Below are 14,110 nucleotides of genomic sequence, written 5' to 3'. Positions count from 1 at the left end.
GCATGACCGATCCAGCATCCGCTTTCGACGCGCTCGCCGGCCGGCTGGCCGCCATCGAGCAGCAGTTCGCCGGCCTGCAGGACGACCTGGCCGCCTTCCGTGCCACCGGGACCGACGACAGCGGCCTGGTCACGGTGACGGTCGACGCCGCCGGCGAGCTGACCGACGTGACGTTCGAGCCGGTCGCCCTGCGCGGCGGCAGCCAGGCACTGTCGGACATGGTCCTCGACGCGTACCGCAAGGCCCGTACCGCGGCGACGGAGCAGCTCGAGGAGCGCACCGAAGGGCTCGGCGTGAAGCTGGGGTCGAGCCTCGGCGACCTGTTCGGCGCGCCCGGCGACTTCTCCGCGCTCGGCCGCCTGGACGAGACGATGGGCCGGCTGGAGCGGTTGGAGCGCCGCCTGCCGGGGCAGTCGGCATGACCTCCCCGGGCTGGCCGGAGATCGTGGCGCGGCTGCACGACACCCTGGTCCGCTGCGACCGCGACACCGACCTCGAACTCGCCGCCGGGACCCGCCGCCTGCACCTGACGGTGCGACGGGCGACCGTCCGGGGGCTCTGCCCACCGCACGACGCGCGGCAGTTGGCCGAACTCGGCTGGCAGGCCGCACCGGACGGCAGCGCCTTCTGGTACGAGACGCCCCGCACGCCCGAGACGCTGCACTGGTGGAGCGGCTTCGCCTGCCGTACCGCCGCCGCCGTGCTGACCGCCGACCCGGCCGCGCTGGCCTGCCGGGTCCTGCCGGCGGGCGGGACGGGCGGGACGACCACCGACCCGGCCGCGGACCCACCACCGGGGTACGGCGTCGACGCCGTGCCGGACGGCGGCGGGGCGGACCGGACGGCCGGCGGACGGCACCGGGCCGACGACGACCCGGGGCATCTCGGCTCACCGGTGGGCGAGCAGGCCACGGCCGACGTCGCCGGCCTGCTCGCCGACGCGGCGGCCCGGCACGACCTGCCCGGCTACCTGGGCGTGGTGCTCACCGGCGGGGTCTGTGTGCCACTGGCCGACGAGCCGACGCCCGAGCGGGAGTTCCCCTGGACCGTCGTGCGGGGTGCGGACGGAGAGCCGCTGCTGCCGGTCTTCACCTCGCCGGACACGCTCACCGCGTTCGTCGGCGCCGGCGTGCCGTTCGTCGCGACACCCGCCGCCGACCTGCTGGCCGACTGGCCGGACCGGAGCTGGGGGCTGGCCGTCGACCCGGGCGCCCCGCACGGGCTGACGCTCAGCGCGCCGGCGCTGAGCGCGCTGCTGGCCGCCAACGACGTCGCCGGCCTCGCCGCCTCGCACGGCGCGCCCGCCGCGCCGGCTGCGGCCGGTGCCGGCACCCCGGCCGGCTTGCCCGGACCGTCCGCCGGCACCGCCCCTCACCCGCCCGGACCGGTCGCCGACGGCGACCGCTAGCCGGGTCGTGGGTCCGGTCGCCACGCGGCGACCGGACCGTCCTGGGCGGCTACGCACACCTCACCGGGTGACGCCGCGCCGCGCCCAACGGGTCGGCTCGGCGTTCGCCGGACCGCTGGGCCGAACCGCATGCCGGTCCGTCGTGGCGCCGGCGTGCATGCCGGCCCGTCGTGGCGTCGACGCGCGTGCCGGCCCCTGATGGTGACGGAGGGCCAGACTGTGACCCGCCCTCGCCGTCCCGCCCGCGCGCCCCGGGGCCCGTCCGGCCGCGCCCGAAGCTCCGGACCTCCTCCGGGGAGCCCTCCCGGGCGGAGGCAGCCGCGAGAATCTCCGCCGGATCGCCGCAAAGACGCGCGCAGCGGGGTCATGTCGACCGATCCCCCTTTACCGACCGTCGGGCACCCATAATTCGATCAATTCGGCAGGGCTGATCTGCCCGAAACCCGATGTTGGACCGCACAGCGGCACTCGCGGGGCATTTATCGCGTCCGTTATCGGATACCCGCCACGGATATCCGAATACGGACCGTCCGCGCGTCCAGGTTTTGACAGAACCCAAATATTGAGAGCAATTGTTCGCGGTGCTCTAATGAGTGCGGCGCGAGCAAGCTCGCCGCGTCGTCCCTCTCAATTCGGTGGAGGAAACCGTGGACCGTAAGACCGACGTCAAGCGCAAGCCGGCCAAGGTCGTCGTGCGCAAGCTGGAGAAGCTCGAGACCACCGCGGCGATCATCGACCCGGGCTGCCGCAACGACCTCTGCGGCTGATCACGTTTCCGACCGGGGCGCGGCGAGCCGCGCCCCGGTCACCCTTCGCGGAGGAGGTCACGGATGCTGCGCCCCCGGATCAAGGGCATCCACAAACCCGTACGGCTGAGCCCCACGCTGATCAGCATCGGCGGTCGGCAGCTGGGCATCGGGGCGGAGATCGACGACGAGGACGGCTCGCTCTGGGCGCTGCTGGGCCTGATGGACGGCACCCGCACCCGCGCGGAGATCGTCGCCACGATGCTCGCCCGACACCCCGGGATGGAGCCCGAGGAGGCGGACGACGCGCTGCGCACGATCGTCGACGCCGGCTACGTGGAGGACGCCGCGGCCCCCGTGCCACCCGTGCTGAGCCCGGCCGAGGTCGACCGCTACGACCGGGCGCTGACCTACTACGCGTGGGTCGACCTGACCCCCCGCCCGTCCCGGTACGAGGTGCAGGCCCGGCTGAAGGCGAGCAGCGTCGTGGTCGTCGGGCTGGGTGGCACCGGCTCGGCCGTCGCCTCGTCCCTGGTCGCCGCCGGCGTCGGGACGGTGCACTGCGTCGACTTCGACCGGATCGAGCCGGGCAACCTGACCCGGCAGCTGCTCTACACCGAGGACGACGTGGGCCGGCCGAAGCTCGACGTGGCCGTACGGCGGTTGGCCCGGATGAACTCGCACGTGACGGTCACCGGCGCACAGACGCGGGTCGACTCCGTCGAGTCGGTCGCCGCGCTGATGGCCGGGCGGGACCTGCTGGTGCTCTGCGCCGACCAACCGCTGCACGCCATCCGGGACTGGACGAACCGGGCCGCCCTGGAGACCGGCACGCCCTGGATGATCGCCCAGTACGCCGGGCCGATGGCGGTGGTCGGCCTCTTCGTGCCGGGACAGACCTGCTGCCAGGCCTGCCTGCCCAGCGTCAACGACCGGCTGCGGGAGCACTACGGCGCCGAGCCGGAGGAGCTGTTCGGGTTCACCGGCCACGCGGTGATCGCCCCGACGGCCAACCTCACCGGCCACCTGGCCGCGCTGGACGCGGTCTACCACCTCGGCGGCATCCCCACGACGAGCCGGGGGCGGATGTTCCACCTGAGCCTGACCGACCTGACCTACCACTACGTGGTGAACCCCCGCCCGGGGCGCACGTGCGCCACCTGCGGCTGGCTCGAGGAGGAGGCGTGAGCGGGCTCGGGCTCGACAGCCGGCCCCGGGTCGGCAACCTGGTCGTGCGGCAGGAGGACGAGGACGAGTACGTCGTCGGCGATCCCGCCACCGGCACCTTCGTCGTGGTCCCCGAGGTGGGGGCGCGGCTGGTCGAGCTCTTCGCCGCCGGCCGCTCGGTGGCCGAGGCCGCCGACGAGGTGGAACGCCGGACCGGCGAACCGGTCGACGCCCTGGACTTCGTCGAGGTGCTCGTCGAGGCGGGTGTCATCGACGGCCGCCCGGACGAGGCGGCGGCGACCCCGCCGGCGAAGTACTGGTCGGTGTCGCGGATCCCCGCCCGCCTGGTCCGGCCGCTGTTCGGTCGGGTGGCCTGGACCGGGTACGTCGCGGCCCTGGTGGCCACGCTGGTGATGTTCGCCGCCGAGCCGTCCCTGCTGCCCCACTACGAGGACACGTTCATCTTCCCGGACGTGGTGCTGAGCCTGCTGATCACCAACGTGGTGGTGGTCGTCCTGACGATCGTGCACGAGGTGTGGCACGCCCTGGCCGGGGCGGCCGTCGGGGTGCCGTCGCGGCTGCGCGTGGAGCGGCGGGGCATCTTCCCGGTGCTGGAGACCGACCTGACCGGGCTGTGGGCGCTGCCGCCGGAGCGGCGCTACGGACCGTTCCTGGCCGGGATGGCCATCGACTCGGTGCTGCTGTTCGCCGCCGTCGCACCCCGTTTCGCCTGGTCGCGCGGCTGGGTCGAGCTGCCGCCGGAGCTGGTCCGGTTCCTCGCCATGGTGGTGTTCAGCCAAGCGGTCAAGCTGGCCTTCCAGACGCTGGCGTACCTGCGCACCGACATGTACCTGGTGATGGCGACCGCCACCGGGTGCCGGAACCTGCACCAGGTCACCCGGTTGTCCCTCAAACGCTGGATTCGGCGGCTCAGCACCGAGGAGAGCACCATTCTGCGGCACGCGCACGACACCGATCTGCGGGTGTCGCGCTGGTACCGGTTGCTCTACCTCGCCGGCCTGATCTGGATGATCTGGTTCGCGATCCACTTTCTGTGGCCGAGCGCGAAAGTCACCTTCGGCTGGGCCGCCGGAGTGCTCATCGGCGCGCCACTCGCCAGCGCGTACTGGTGGGAGGGAATCGCGCTACTCGTATTCGCCTCCTTCAACGTCCTGTTGCCGCTCGGCGTGATCGTTCGCAATCGTCGCCGGACGAGAAAGGCTCTCGCATGAAGCGCAGATGGCTCGGCACGGTGGTCAGCGCCGTCGTCACCGTGCTCAGCGTCGCCACCATGTCGAGCCTCGGCGTGGGGGTGCTCCTCGGCCTGACCGACGACACCGCCGCGCTCCCCTGCGACCGGGTGCCCGGCACCCCGCAACCGTTCGAGGGCGAGCGGCACATCCCGTACGAGGGCGCGCCGCACGAGCCGTACCGGACCGTGCCGCCCACCTCGGGGCCGCACTCCCCCCGGGTGGTCGTCCCGGGGATCTACCGCGACCCGGTGCCCGGAGAGTTGCAGGTGCACGTGCTGGAGCACGGACACGTGCTGGTGCAGTACGCCCCGGACGTCCCGGCGGCCGACGTCGAGGCGCTGGAGCGGCTCGGCCGTCGCCACCCCCGGGACGTGGTGGTCGCGCCGTACCCGGCCCTCGGGCAGGGCATCGGGCTCACCGGCTGGCAGCGCCTGCACCGGCTCGACCGGCTCGACGAGCGGGTGGTCGAGGAGTTCGTCACCACGGTGGCGGGGCGCTACGACCACGGCTGGCAGGACGGGGCCACCGACTGCGTGTCGTCGTGAGCCGCCACGCCCTCACAGCCGCTTGCGCATCTGCACCGAGGTGACCTCGTAGCCCTCCTGCTCGTAGAGCGCGCGGGCGCCGGTGTTGTGGCCGAACACGTTCAACGCGATCGAGACCACGCCCTGGTCCCGGCAGACCCGTTCGGCGGCTCGCATCACCGCCCGGCCGTAGCCGCGCCGGCGCGCCTGCTCGCGCACCTCGACGTCGTAGACGAAGGCGTGCGGACCGTCGGAGCGCTGCACGACGTGCAGCCAGAGCAGGCCCACGTCGCCGCCGCCGTCGCCGTCGAGCACCCGCCAGAGGTGGTGCCCCGGCGTCGCCGGCCCGTCGGGCAGCAGCCGGGCGTGGTCCTCGCGTGCCTTGCGGCGGGCCTCGGGTCGGGGCAGCGCGCCGCTGGCGGCGATGCTGTCGGCGTAGTCCTCCTCGGCCCGCTCGCGGTAGTCGAGGTACTGCGCGTCGGTCATCGGCTCCAGCCGGACGGTCACCATGTCCGCACCCTAGACAGAGTCGGGACGGCGGGCCACCCTGGGGGACGAACCGGACACGACGCCTGCGGTCGGCCCGCCGGACGCGGCGGCGGGCAGCGGCGCGGGTCACCCGCAGGGGGGTGGCGAACCGCCGCCGGGCTGGGCAGCATGGGTCACATGGACTACGAGTACGCGCCGCTGCGGTTGCCGCCGAACGTCGACCGGTTGACCGCCGCGGCGCAGCTGGCGATCCAGGCGGAGTTCTCCGGATGGGAGCTGGCCCGGGTGCGGCTGTTCCGGGACGGTACGCGGCAGGTCGTGCTGCGCCGTCGCCGGGTCACCCAGCCGCAGCCGGGCCTGTCCTACTGAGCGGGTACGCCGGCCGGCCTACCCGCCCGCGTTCCCCGGGGCCCGGACCGCACTGGCCGGACCCCGGGGACGGCGTGGGCCGGGAAGTCCTCGGTCGAGCCGGGTCCGCCGCAGGCCGGCCAGGGACTTCGACACACGCTAGTGCTGGTGCCCGGCGTGGTCGTGCTCGTCCTCCTCCTCGTCGAGGAAGGGGTGCTCGTCGAGCCGCCCCACCAGGCGGTCGTCGGCGGCCGGCTGGAACGGGCCCACCGCGTCGTCGTCGTCGAAGGACTCCAGGTCGACCGGGGTGCCCACCTCGCTGACCATCACCACGCCGTCGAGCGGCTCCAGCTCCGGCACGTCCAGCGCGCTCAGCGAGCCGTCGCCGCTCTGCAACAGCTCCAGCACCGCCTCGCCGACCCCCTCGACCGGGGCCGGCTCGTCCTCCTCGGGCGTGCCCTCGCGCCGGGCCGCCTCGGCGACCCGGATCAGCGCGGAGACGCTCGGCACCCGGTAGTCGCGGCGCTGGCGCACCGAGATGACCTGCGGGTGCGGGTCGGTGGCCTGGACCCCCTCGCCGCCGCCGAAGCGCTCGTCGGCCTCGTCCGGGTCGATCGACTCGACGTCCCAGGGGGTGACCTCGCCGAACGCGTCGAGCAGCTGCTCGTCGTAGGCGTACGAGGCGTTGTTCAACGCCACGTACGCCTGCCAGACGTCGTCGTCGTCGATCCGGCCCTGGGCTGCGCGCACGGCCGTCAGGTGGGCCCGGGCGGCGTCGATCACCCGCTCGAGGGCGGCGTCCAGCTCACCGTGCTGGTCGGTCATGAGGCGATCCCTTCGAAAATGGGGCAGGTTGCGACACCGGAAGGTCAGCAGGCGCGCAGGAACCGGTCCAGAACCCGCACGCCGAACTGTAGCCCGTCCACCGGTACCCGCTCGTCGATGCCGTGGAACAGGGCGGAGAAGTTGAGGTCGGCCGGCAGCCGCAGCGGGGAGAAGCCGAAGCAGCGGATGCCGAGCTGGGAGAAGGCCTTCGCGTCGGTGCCGCCGGAGAGCATGTAGGGCACCGGCCGGGCGCCCGGGTCCTCCGCGCGCAACGCCGCGGACATCGCCTCGACCAGGTCACCGTCGAAGGTGGTCTCCAGGGCCGGCTGACGCTGGACGTACTCGATCTCGATGTCCGGGCCGACCAGCTCGCGCAACTGGCGCTCCAGCATCTCCGACTGCCCGGGCAGGCTACGGCAGTCGATGGTGGCGGTGGCCCGGCCGGGGATGACGTTGTCCTTGTATCCGGCGGCGAGCCGGGTCGGGTTGGCGGTGCTGCGGATGGTCGCGCCGATGATGTTGGCGATCGGGCCGAGCTTCGCGATCGCGGTCTCCGGGTCGTCCGGGTCCAGCTCCACGCCGAGGACGTCGGAGACCTCCTCCAGGAAGGCCCGCACGGTCGGGGTGACGGTGACCGGGAACTTGTGCCGCCCCACCCGGGCGACCGCCTCGGCCAGCGCGGTGACCGCGTTGTCGTCGTGCACGAACGAGCCGTGCCCGGGGCGGCCCTTGGCGTGCAGGCGCAGCCAGTCCAACCCCTTCTCGGCCGTCTCGATCAGATAGAGCCGCTGCGAGTCGTTGATCGAGTAGGAGAAGCCACCGACCTCGCCGATCGCCTCGGTGCAGCCGTCGAAGAGCTCCCGGTGGCGCTGCACCAGGAAGTGCGCGCCGTAGTCGCTGCCCGCCTCCTCGTCGGCGGTGTAGGCGAGCACGATGTCGCGCGGCGGGCGGACCCCGGTGCGCTGCCAGTGCCGCACCACGGCCAGCACCATCGCGTCGAAGTCCTTCATGTCGATCGCGCCCCGGCCCCACAGGTAGCCGTCGCGGACCTCGCCGGAGAACGGGTGGACCGACCACTCGTCGGCGTCGGCCGGCACCACGTCGAGGTGGCCGTGCACCAGCAGGGCGTCGCGGCCCGGGTCGGCGCCGGCGATCCGGGTGACCACGTTGGCCCGTCCCGGCGCCGACTCGTGGATCTGCGCGTCGAGGCCGACCTCGGCGAGCTTCTCCGCGACGTACTCGGCCGCGCGGCGCTCGCCGGCGCTGGTGGCGTTGTCACCGGTGTTGGTGGTGTCGATGCGCAGCAGGTCACGGCAGAGTTCCACGACCTCGTCGGTGGGGTCGGGTCGGGCGGAAGCGGCGTCGCTCGTCATCGCCTCTTTCTACCAGCCGGCCGGCCCGTCACGGCGGCCCGGCCGCCGGTGGCCCGCCGCGTCGCCGGGCCGGGCCCGCGCGCCCGGCGCGGCGCGTTTCGCGATCACGGGGTACGGGTACCGCGTCGGCGTCCCCGCACCGCCCGTCGCGCCGGCCGTCCCCCAACGCCCCGGCCGCCCGTCGAGGAGGGCACCATGTCCGTTCCCCTGCCCCCGCTGCCGCCCGCCGCCGACGACGCCTACCGGCCCGGTGGCCGCAGCGTGGCCGACCTCGCCGACACCGAGCACCGTCAACTGCTCGGCCTCGCCGGCCAGGTCGACGACCCGGAGCTGGACGGCGAGCGGCGCCGGGAGGTGGTCGAGGTGCTGACCGCCGCCGTCTCGCGGCACCTCTCCGCCGAGGAGCAGTACCTGCTGCCGGCCGTGCGGGCCGCGCTGCCCGAGGCCGCCGACCGCGTCGAGGAGGTGCTCGCGGCGGACGCCGCGCTGCTGACCGCGCTGAAGGCGGTCGGCGGTCCGCAGGACGGCGCCCTGGCCGAGGTGGTCCAGCGGGTACGCCGCCACGTCGACGAGGTACGGGTGCTGACCGCGCGGCTGCGCGAGGTCACCTCCGACGCCGAGCTGATCCGGCTGGGCAACCGCTGGGAGATCGCCGAGGAGGCCGCCCCTACCCGTCCGCACCCCGGCACCCCGGCGAGCCCGCCGTGGAACCGGGTGGTGGAACCGGCGCTGGGTGTGGTGGACAAGGTGCGCGACGCGGTCACCGGACGACGCACGTACCTGTCCGATCTCCACCGGGACTTGAGGGAATGACGTACGCCGATCCGTTCGGGGCCTTCCCCCGGCCCGTGCGTGGTCCTACCGTCACCTTATGAACCTGGAGCTGCGGCACCTGCGGGTGGTCTGCGCGATCGCCGAGACGGGGAGCGTGACCAAGGCGGCATCCACCCTCGGCCTGGCACAACCGGCCCTGACCGCGCAGCTCCAGCGCATCGAACGCACACTCGGTGGGCCGCTGTTCGAACGGGACCGGCGGGGCGCCCGCCCCACCGCGCTCGGCGAGCTGGTGCTGGCCCGGGCGCGGGTGCTGCTGCCGGCGATGAAGGGCCTGCAGGACGAGGCGGCCCGGCTGGCCGGGCAGGACGGCACCCTCGGGCGGTACCGCTTCGGCGGGGTGAACAGCCCGATCCTCGGGCGGCTGGTGCATCGGCTCACCGCCGAGCAGCCCCAGGCGCAGATCACCACGTACGCCTCCTGGTCCGCCGACGAGCTGGCCTCGCTGGTGGCCGGCGGGCGGCTGGACTTCGCGTTGACCGGCGTCTGCGGCGACGCCGCCCCGCCGACCGAGTTCGGCCTCAGCTGGCGGGAGGTGGCGGTCGACCCGGTGCTGGTGCTGCTGCCCGAGTCCCACCCGATGGCCGACCGGGACGAGGTCGGCCTGGCCGACCTGCGCCGCGAGCAGTGGGTGGCCGCACCCGGCGACGGCTGCTTCGGCGACTGCTTCGCCGCCGCCTGCGCCCGCGCCGGTTTCACCCCGCGCAAGGTGTACGAGACCGACGTGCGGGGCTGCATGGACCTGGTGGACGCCGGGGAGGCGGTGGCGCTCTGCCAGGCCACCTTCCGTCCGGTGGCCGGCCTGGTGACCCGCCGGCTCGCGGGCACGCCGCTGCGCTGGCGGCTGCTGCTCGGCTGGCACCCCGACTCCCCGGCCGCCCGGGTCGCCGAGTCGGTGCTGGAACACGCGGTGGCCGCGTACACCGACTCCTTGGCCGCGCACCCCGACTACCTGGCCTGGCTGCTGCGGCACCCGGACTTCGGCGCCCGGACGGCCCCCACCCACCCGGGGGTGCGAACGGCGTGACGACGGGTATCAGGCCGGTATGACCGATCTCGACCCCGCCGCCGACCAGCGGGAGCTGCTGCGTCAGGCCGCCGCCGCCCACACCGCCGCCGCTCGTGACGTGGAGACGTTCCTGCGTCGACTGCCGGAGGTGCCCGACCCGGCCGACATCACCGAGTACGCCACCCTGCTCACCCGGGAGGAGCGCACCCTGGCCGACCGGCAGGCCGCCGCCGACGCCGCCGGCCTGCAACTGCCCAGCATGGAGTCCTGAGCGCGGGCGGCGGTGCGGTCACCAACCGCACCGCCGCCGGGCGCGACGAGCAGCGCCCGCGGACCGTCGCGGTCCGCGGGCGCACGTCGTACCCGGCTCAGCGTTCGACGAGGACGTCGTGGCCCAGGTCGAGCAGGGAATGCCGCCACTGGTCGTCGGCGTTGCCGCCGCGTGGCTTCTCCGCGGTCAGCGCCCGGATCCGGTCGATCGCCTCCCGCATCACCTCGATGTCCTCCGGGGTCAGGTCCACCTTGCGCTTGCTGAGCACCCGCAGGATCTGCCGGCCGGGCTCGGGCAGATCGAGATCCGGGTTCGGCCCGAACGAATCCTCCCCGGAGCCCCGGGTCAGCAGCCACTGCCGCAGCTGCTCGGAGGGGACGTTCACCTCGGCGTGGAAGTCGTCCCAGATCACCTCGACCTCGGGGTCGAGTCGCTTCTCGCGTACCATCACGCCTCCTCTTCCGGGCGCCCGGACGGCACCGGGTCCCCGTCGTCGGTCTGCTGCTTGAGGCCCTCCGGCGGCACCTGGACCCGGGCCGGGTTCGCCGTCGGAGGCGCGAGGATCGGTTCGGTGCGCTCGGTGTTCTCCCTGGTCTCCTCCGGTTCGGTCATCTCGTCCGCCCTCCGGGTCATCGTGGGTGGGACGTGGTGGCCGCGGTGTAACCACGGTCACCGGCGGCCACCTCGAAGGCGAGCTGGCCGTCACGCGCGTCGACGGTGACCTTCTGGCCGGGTGAGAGCTCGTTCTCCAGCAGCATCCGGGAGAGCCGGTTGTCCACCTCGCGCTGGATCACCCGGCGCAGCGGGCGGGCCCCGAACTCCGGCTGGTAGCCGTGCTCGGCGAGCCAGTCGACGCCGGCGGTGGTGAAGTCGACCTGGACGTCCTGGGCGTGCAACCGGCGGCGGGTCTCCTCCAGCAGCAGCCCGGTGATCTGGCGCAGCTGCTCGGCCTCCAGCCGGCGGAAGATGATCGTCTCGTCGATCCGGTTGAGGAACTCGGGGCGGAAGTTCTCCTGGAGCCGGCGCATCAGCCGCTCGCGCAGCTCGTCGGTCTCCGCCGTGCTGCCCGGCTCGCCGGCGCCGAAGCCGACCGCCCGCTGGGCGCCCGTGATCAACTCCGAGCCCAGGTTGCTCGTCATGATCAGTACGGTGTTCTTGAAGTTCACCGTCCGGCCCTGGCTGTCGGTGAGCCGGCCGTCGTCGAGCACCTGGAGCAGGATGTTGAACACGTCCGGGTGCGCCTTCTCGATCTCGTCGAGCAGCACCACCGCGTACGGGCGGCGGCGGACCGCCTCGGTGAGCTGGCCGGCCTCCTCGTAGCCGACGTAGCCGGGCGGCGCGCCGACCAGCCGGGCCACGGTGTGCCGCTCCTGGAACTCGCTCATGTCCACCCGGACCATCCGGTCCGCCTCGCCGAAGAGCGCCTCGGCCAGGGCCCGGGCCAACTCGGTCTTGCCGACGCCGGTCGGGCCGAGGAAGAGGAAGCTGCCCATCGGCCGGTTCGGGTCGGCAAGCCCGGTACGCGAGCGGCGCACCGCCTCGGCGACCGCCGTGACCGCGTCCTCCTGCCCGACGACCTTTGCGTGCAGCTGGCCCTCCAGCCGCAGCAGCCGGTCCCGCTCCTCCTCGGTGAGCTGGCTGACCGGGATGCCGGTGGCGCGGGACACCACCTCGGCGATCTCCTGCGGGCCGACCGACGGGACGTGGTTGCCGCCCTCCCCGTCGCCCTGGGCCCGGCGGATCTGCTCCTCGATCTCGGCGAGCCGGTCGCGCAGCGCGGAGGCCTTCTCGTACTGCTCGTCGGCGACGGCCTGCTCCTTGTCCCGGCGTACCTCGTCGAGCTGCTGCTCCAGCTCGCGCACGTCCGAGGCGGGGGTGCGGGTACGCAGCCGCACCCGCGCGCCGGACTGGTCGATGAGGTCGATCGCCTTGTCCGGCAGGAACCGGTCGGTGACGTACCGGTCGGAGAGTTCGGCGGCGGCGACCAGCGCCTCGTCGGTGAACCGGACCTGGTGGTGCGCCTCGTACCGGTCGCGCAGGCCGCGCAGGATGGCCACGGTGTCCTCGACGGTGGGCTCGGGCACCAGCACCGGCTGGAAACGTCGGGCCAGCGCCGCGTCCTTCTCGATGCTGCGCCGGTACTCGTCCAGCGTGGTCGCGCCGATCACCCGCAACTCGCCGCGGGCCAGGGCCGGCTTGAGCATGTTCGACGCGTCCATGCCGCCCTCGCTGCCGGCGCCGCCCGCGCCGACCAGGGTGTGGATCTCGTCCAGGAAGATGATCAGCTCGTCCCGGTGGGCCCGGATCTCGTCGATCACCTTCTTGAGGCGTTCCTCGAAGTCGCCCCGGTACCGGGTGCCGGCGACCAGCCCGGCGAGGTCGAGCTGCACCACCCGCTTGCCGAGCAGCGTCTGCGGCACGTCGCCGTCGCAGATCCGCTCGGCCAGCCCCTCGACGATGGCGGTCTTGCCGACGCCCGCCTCGCCGATGAGCACCGGGTTGTTCTTGGTCCGCCGGGACAGGATCTCCACCGCCTGCTCGATCTCGTCGGCCCGGCCGATCACCGGGTCGATCTGGTCGTTGCGGGCCAGGTCGGTGAGGTCCTGGCCGTACTGGTCGAGGGTGGGGGTGCCCCGGTCGGGCTTCGGGCCGGCCATCGGGCCACGCTCGGCGCTGGCCGCCTGCAACGACTCGGGCTGGATCCGGCCGGCGGCGAGCATCCGGCCGGCCGGCGACTCCGGGTTGAGCGGCAGCGCCATCAGGATGTGCTCGGGGCCGATGTAGTTCGCCCCCATCGCGCGGGAGAGCTGGTGGGCGTCGAGCAGCGCCCGCTTCGCCGCCGGGGTGAGTGAGAGGTTCGGCGGCACCTCGCCCCGGGGCGCGCCCTCACCCCGCCCGCCGAGGGCGTTGACCAGGGCGTCCGGGTCGGCGCCGGCCCGGCGTACCAGGTCGCGCAGCGGCTCGCGTTGCAACGCCGCCCAGAGCAGGTGGTCGGTGTCCAGGTCGTTGCTGTGCTTCTCGGCGGCCCGGCGGGCCGCGTCGGCCAGCATCTCCCGGGCGTCGGCGGTCATCAGCCGGGTGATGTCGACCCGGTGGGCCGGTCGGCGTCCGCCCTCTCCCCGGCCGAAGTACCGGGCCAGGAACTCGTCCCACGGGTCGGAGCCGAAGTCACCGGGTCCCATCATCTCTGTCCTCCGCAGTCGGGCGCGGCACGGTCGCCGGTGGCTACCCGGCGGCCGGCGCGACAAACGCCGCCGGGTGGCAGGCTGGGGGCATGGAGACCCGCCCCCTGCTGATCGTCGACGGCGCCAACGTGGTCGGTTCCCGGCCCGACGGGTGGTGGCGGGACCGGGCCGGTGCGGCGGCCCGGCTGCGCGACGCGCTGGCCCCGCTGGCCGCAGGGGGCCTGCCGCCCGAGCTGCCGCCGCCGGTGGAGGTGGTGCTGGTGGTGGAGGGGGCGGCCCGGGATGTTCCCGGGACCGTCGGGGTACGCACCGTCGCCGCGCCCGGGTCCGGCGACGACACGATCGTCGCCCTGGTCCGCGACGCCCCGGACCGCCGCCGCCTGGTGGTCACCGCCGACCGCGAGCTGCGTGCCCGGGTCACCGCCCTCGGCGCCGAGGTCCACGGCCCCCGCTACCTCCCCCGCCCCTGAACCCGGCCCCCTCCCCTCCCCTGCCCTCACCGCCCTGGCCCCGTGCGGTTGATCATGAAGTTATTGCCCGGGAAAGCGCTCCCCCATGGCAACAACTTCATGATCGACGCACGGGGGGCAGGGGGAGGTGGGTGGGGGTGGGGTCCGAAGGTCCTGTGGGTGGGACCGGGTGGGGTGCTGGTGGGACCGGGGAGGTCGGGCGGTGCGG

16 protein-coding genes are annotated in these 14,110 nt (G+C 73.8%); 10 read left to right on the top strand and 6 right to left on the bottom strand.

The annotated features are described in order from the left end of the window. Positions 1-2 precede the first annotated feature (2 nt). The 5 genes from ACPFP2_RS23900 (at position 3) to ACPFP2_RS23880 (ending at position 5,119) form a co-directional block, all read left to right on the top strand. Positions 3-422, top strand: coding sequence for a YbaB/EbfC family nucleoid-associated protein (locus ACPFP2_RS23900; RefSeq protein WP_424091594.1), 420 nt, complete (start codon positions 3-5; stop codon positions 420-422). Next, complete coding sequence (locus ACPFP2_RS23895; protein WP_424091592.1) at positions 419-1,408, top strand: SseB family protein; 990 nt, start codon at positions 419-421, stop codon at positions 1,406-1,408. Before ACPFP2_RS23900 ends, ACPFP2_RS23895 begins: the two co-directional genes overlap by 4 nt. 830 nt (positions 1,409-2,238) lie before the next feature. Next, positions 2,239-3,342 carry a HesA/MoeB/ThiF family protein gene (locus ACPFP2_RS23890; RefSeq protein ID WP_424091590.1) on the top strand — a complete coding sequence of 368 codons (1,104 nt, stop codon included), beginning with the start codon at positions 2,239-2,241 and terminating at the stop codon, positions 3,340-3,342. After that, positions 3,339-4,553 (top strand): PqqD family protein, encoded by a 1,215-nt coding sequence (locus ACPFP2_RS23885; protein ID WP_424091588.1) that lies wholly within the window; start codon positions 3,339-3,341, stop codon positions 4,551-4,553. The genes ACPFP2_RS23890 and ACPFP2_RS23885 overlap by 4 nt, the downstream gene beginning before the upstream one ends. Next, entirely contained in the window at positions 4,550-5,119 is a 570-nt protein-coding gene (locus ACPFP2_RS23880; protein ID WP_424091587.1) for a DUF3105 domain-containing protein, read from the top strand. Before ACPFP2_RS23885 ends, ACPFP2_RS23880 begins: the two co-directional genes overlap by 4 nt. 12 nt (positions 5,120-5,131) lie before the next feature. Here the strand turns inward: ACPFP2_RS23880 and ACPFP2_RS23875 are convergent, their stop codons facing one another. Next, positions 5,132-5,608: a GNAT family N-acetyltransferase gene (locus ACPFP2_RS23875; protein ID WP_424091585.1), complete on the bottom strand. Its 477-nt coding sequence runs from the start codon at positions 5,606-5,608 to the stop codon at positions 5,132-5,134. 156 nt (positions 5,609-5,764) lie between these two features. Between ACPFP2_RS23875 and ACPFP2_RS23870 the strand changes: the two genes are divergently transcribed. Beyond that, complete coding sequence (locus tag ACPFP2_RS23870) at positions 5,765-5,956, top strand: DUF5703 family protein (protein ID WP_424091583.1); 192 nt, start codon at positions 5,765-5,767, stop codon at positions 5,954-5,956. A gap of 138 nt (positions 5,957-6,094) precedes the next feature. Here ACPFP2_RS23870 and ACPFP2_RS23865 read toward each other — a convergent pair whose 3' ends face one another. Together ACPFP2_RS23865 and ACPFP2_RS23860 are read right to left on the bottom strand one after the other, a co-directional pair. Further along, a complete protein-coding gene (locus tag ACPFP2_RS23865; protein ID WP_424091582.1) occupies positions 6,095-6,760 on the bottom strand; it encodes a hypothetical protein in 666 nt (221 codons plus the stop codon). A 44-nt stretch (positions 6,761-6,804) separates the two neighbouring features. Beyond that, entirely contained in the window at positions 6,805-8,133 is a 1,329-nt protein-coding gene (locus ACPFP2_RS23860; RefSeq protein WP_424091580.1) for a M20/M25/M40 family metallo-hydrolase, read from the bottom strand. A gap of 195 nt (positions 8,134-8,328) precedes the next feature. On the opposite strand from ACPFP2_RS23860, the gene ACPFP2_RS23855 reads away from it, so the two are divergent. From ACPFP2_RS23855 to ACPFP2_RS23845, 3 genes are read left to right on the top strand one after another with little or no spacing between them, the layout of a single operon-like run. Further along, complete coding sequence (locus tag ACPFP2_RS23855; RefSeq protein WP_424091579.1) at positions 8,329-8,946, top strand: hemerythrin domain-containing protein; 618 nt, start codon at positions 8,329-8,331, stop codon at positions 8,944-8,946. Positions 8,947-9,004: 58 nt separating this feature from the next. After that, entirely contained in the window at positions 9,005-9,994 is a 990-nt protein-coding gene (locus ACPFP2_RS23850; protein WP_424091576.1) for a LysR family transcriptional regulator, read from the top strand. A 19-nt stretch (positions 9,995-10,013) separates the two neighbouring features. Further along, positions 10,014-10,247 carry a hypothetical protein gene (locus ACPFP2_RS23845; RefSeq protein ID WP_424091574.1) on the top strand — a complete coding sequence of 78 codons (234 nt, stop codon included), beginning with the start codon at positions 10,014-10,016 and terminating at the stop codon, positions 10,245-10,247. A gap of 97 nt (positions 10,248-10,344) precedes the next feature. Here the strand turns inward: ACPFP2_RS23845 and ACPFP2_RS23840 are convergent, their stop codons facing one another. Genes ACPFP2_RS23840 through ACPFP2_RS23830 form a run of 3 tightly spaced genes read right to left on the bottom strand, consistent with a single transcriptional unit; the run spans position 10,345 to position 13,432 of the window. Beyond that, positions 10,345-10,695 carry a DUF3140 domain-containing protein gene (locus ACPFP2_RS23840; protein WP_424091572.1) on the bottom strand — a complete coding sequence of 117 codons (351 nt, stop codon included), beginning with the start codon at positions 10,693-10,695 and terminating at the stop codon, positions 10,345-10,347. Next, complete coding sequence (locus tag ACPFP2_RS23835) at positions 10,695-10,859, bottom strand: hypothetical protein (RefSeq protein ID WP_363913334.1); 165 nt, start codon at positions 10,857-10,859, stop codon at positions 10,695-10,697. The genes ACPFP2_RS23840 and ACPFP2_RS23835 overlap by 1 nt, the downstream gene beginning before the upstream one ends. Before the next feature lie 17 nt (positions 10,860-10,876). Beyond that, entirely contained in the window at positions 10,877-13,432 is a 2,556-nt protein-coding gene (locus tag ACPFP2_RS23830) for an ATP-dependent Clp protease ATP-binding subunit (protein WP_424091570.1), read from the bottom strand. A gap of 89 nt (positions 13,433-13,521) precedes the next feature. Here ACPFP2_RS23830 and ACPFP2_RS23825 point away from each other — a divergent pair, with 89 nt between their 5' ends. Next, positions 13,522-13,902 (top strand): hypothetical protein, encoded by a 381-nt coding sequence (locus tag ACPFP2_RS23825; protein WP_424091568.1) that lies wholly within the window; start codon positions 13,522-13,524, stop codon positions 13,900-13,902. The last annotated feature ends 208 nt before the right edge of the window (positions 13,903-14,110 follow it).

The organism is Micromonospora citrea (genome assembly GCF_049629545.1).
In the GTDB taxonomy this organism is placed as follows: Bacteria; Actinomycetota; Actinomycetes; order Mycobacteriales; family Micromonosporaceae; genus Micromonospora; species Micromonospora citrea_A.
This window is presented reverse-complemented; position numbering and strand designations above follow the sequence as displayed.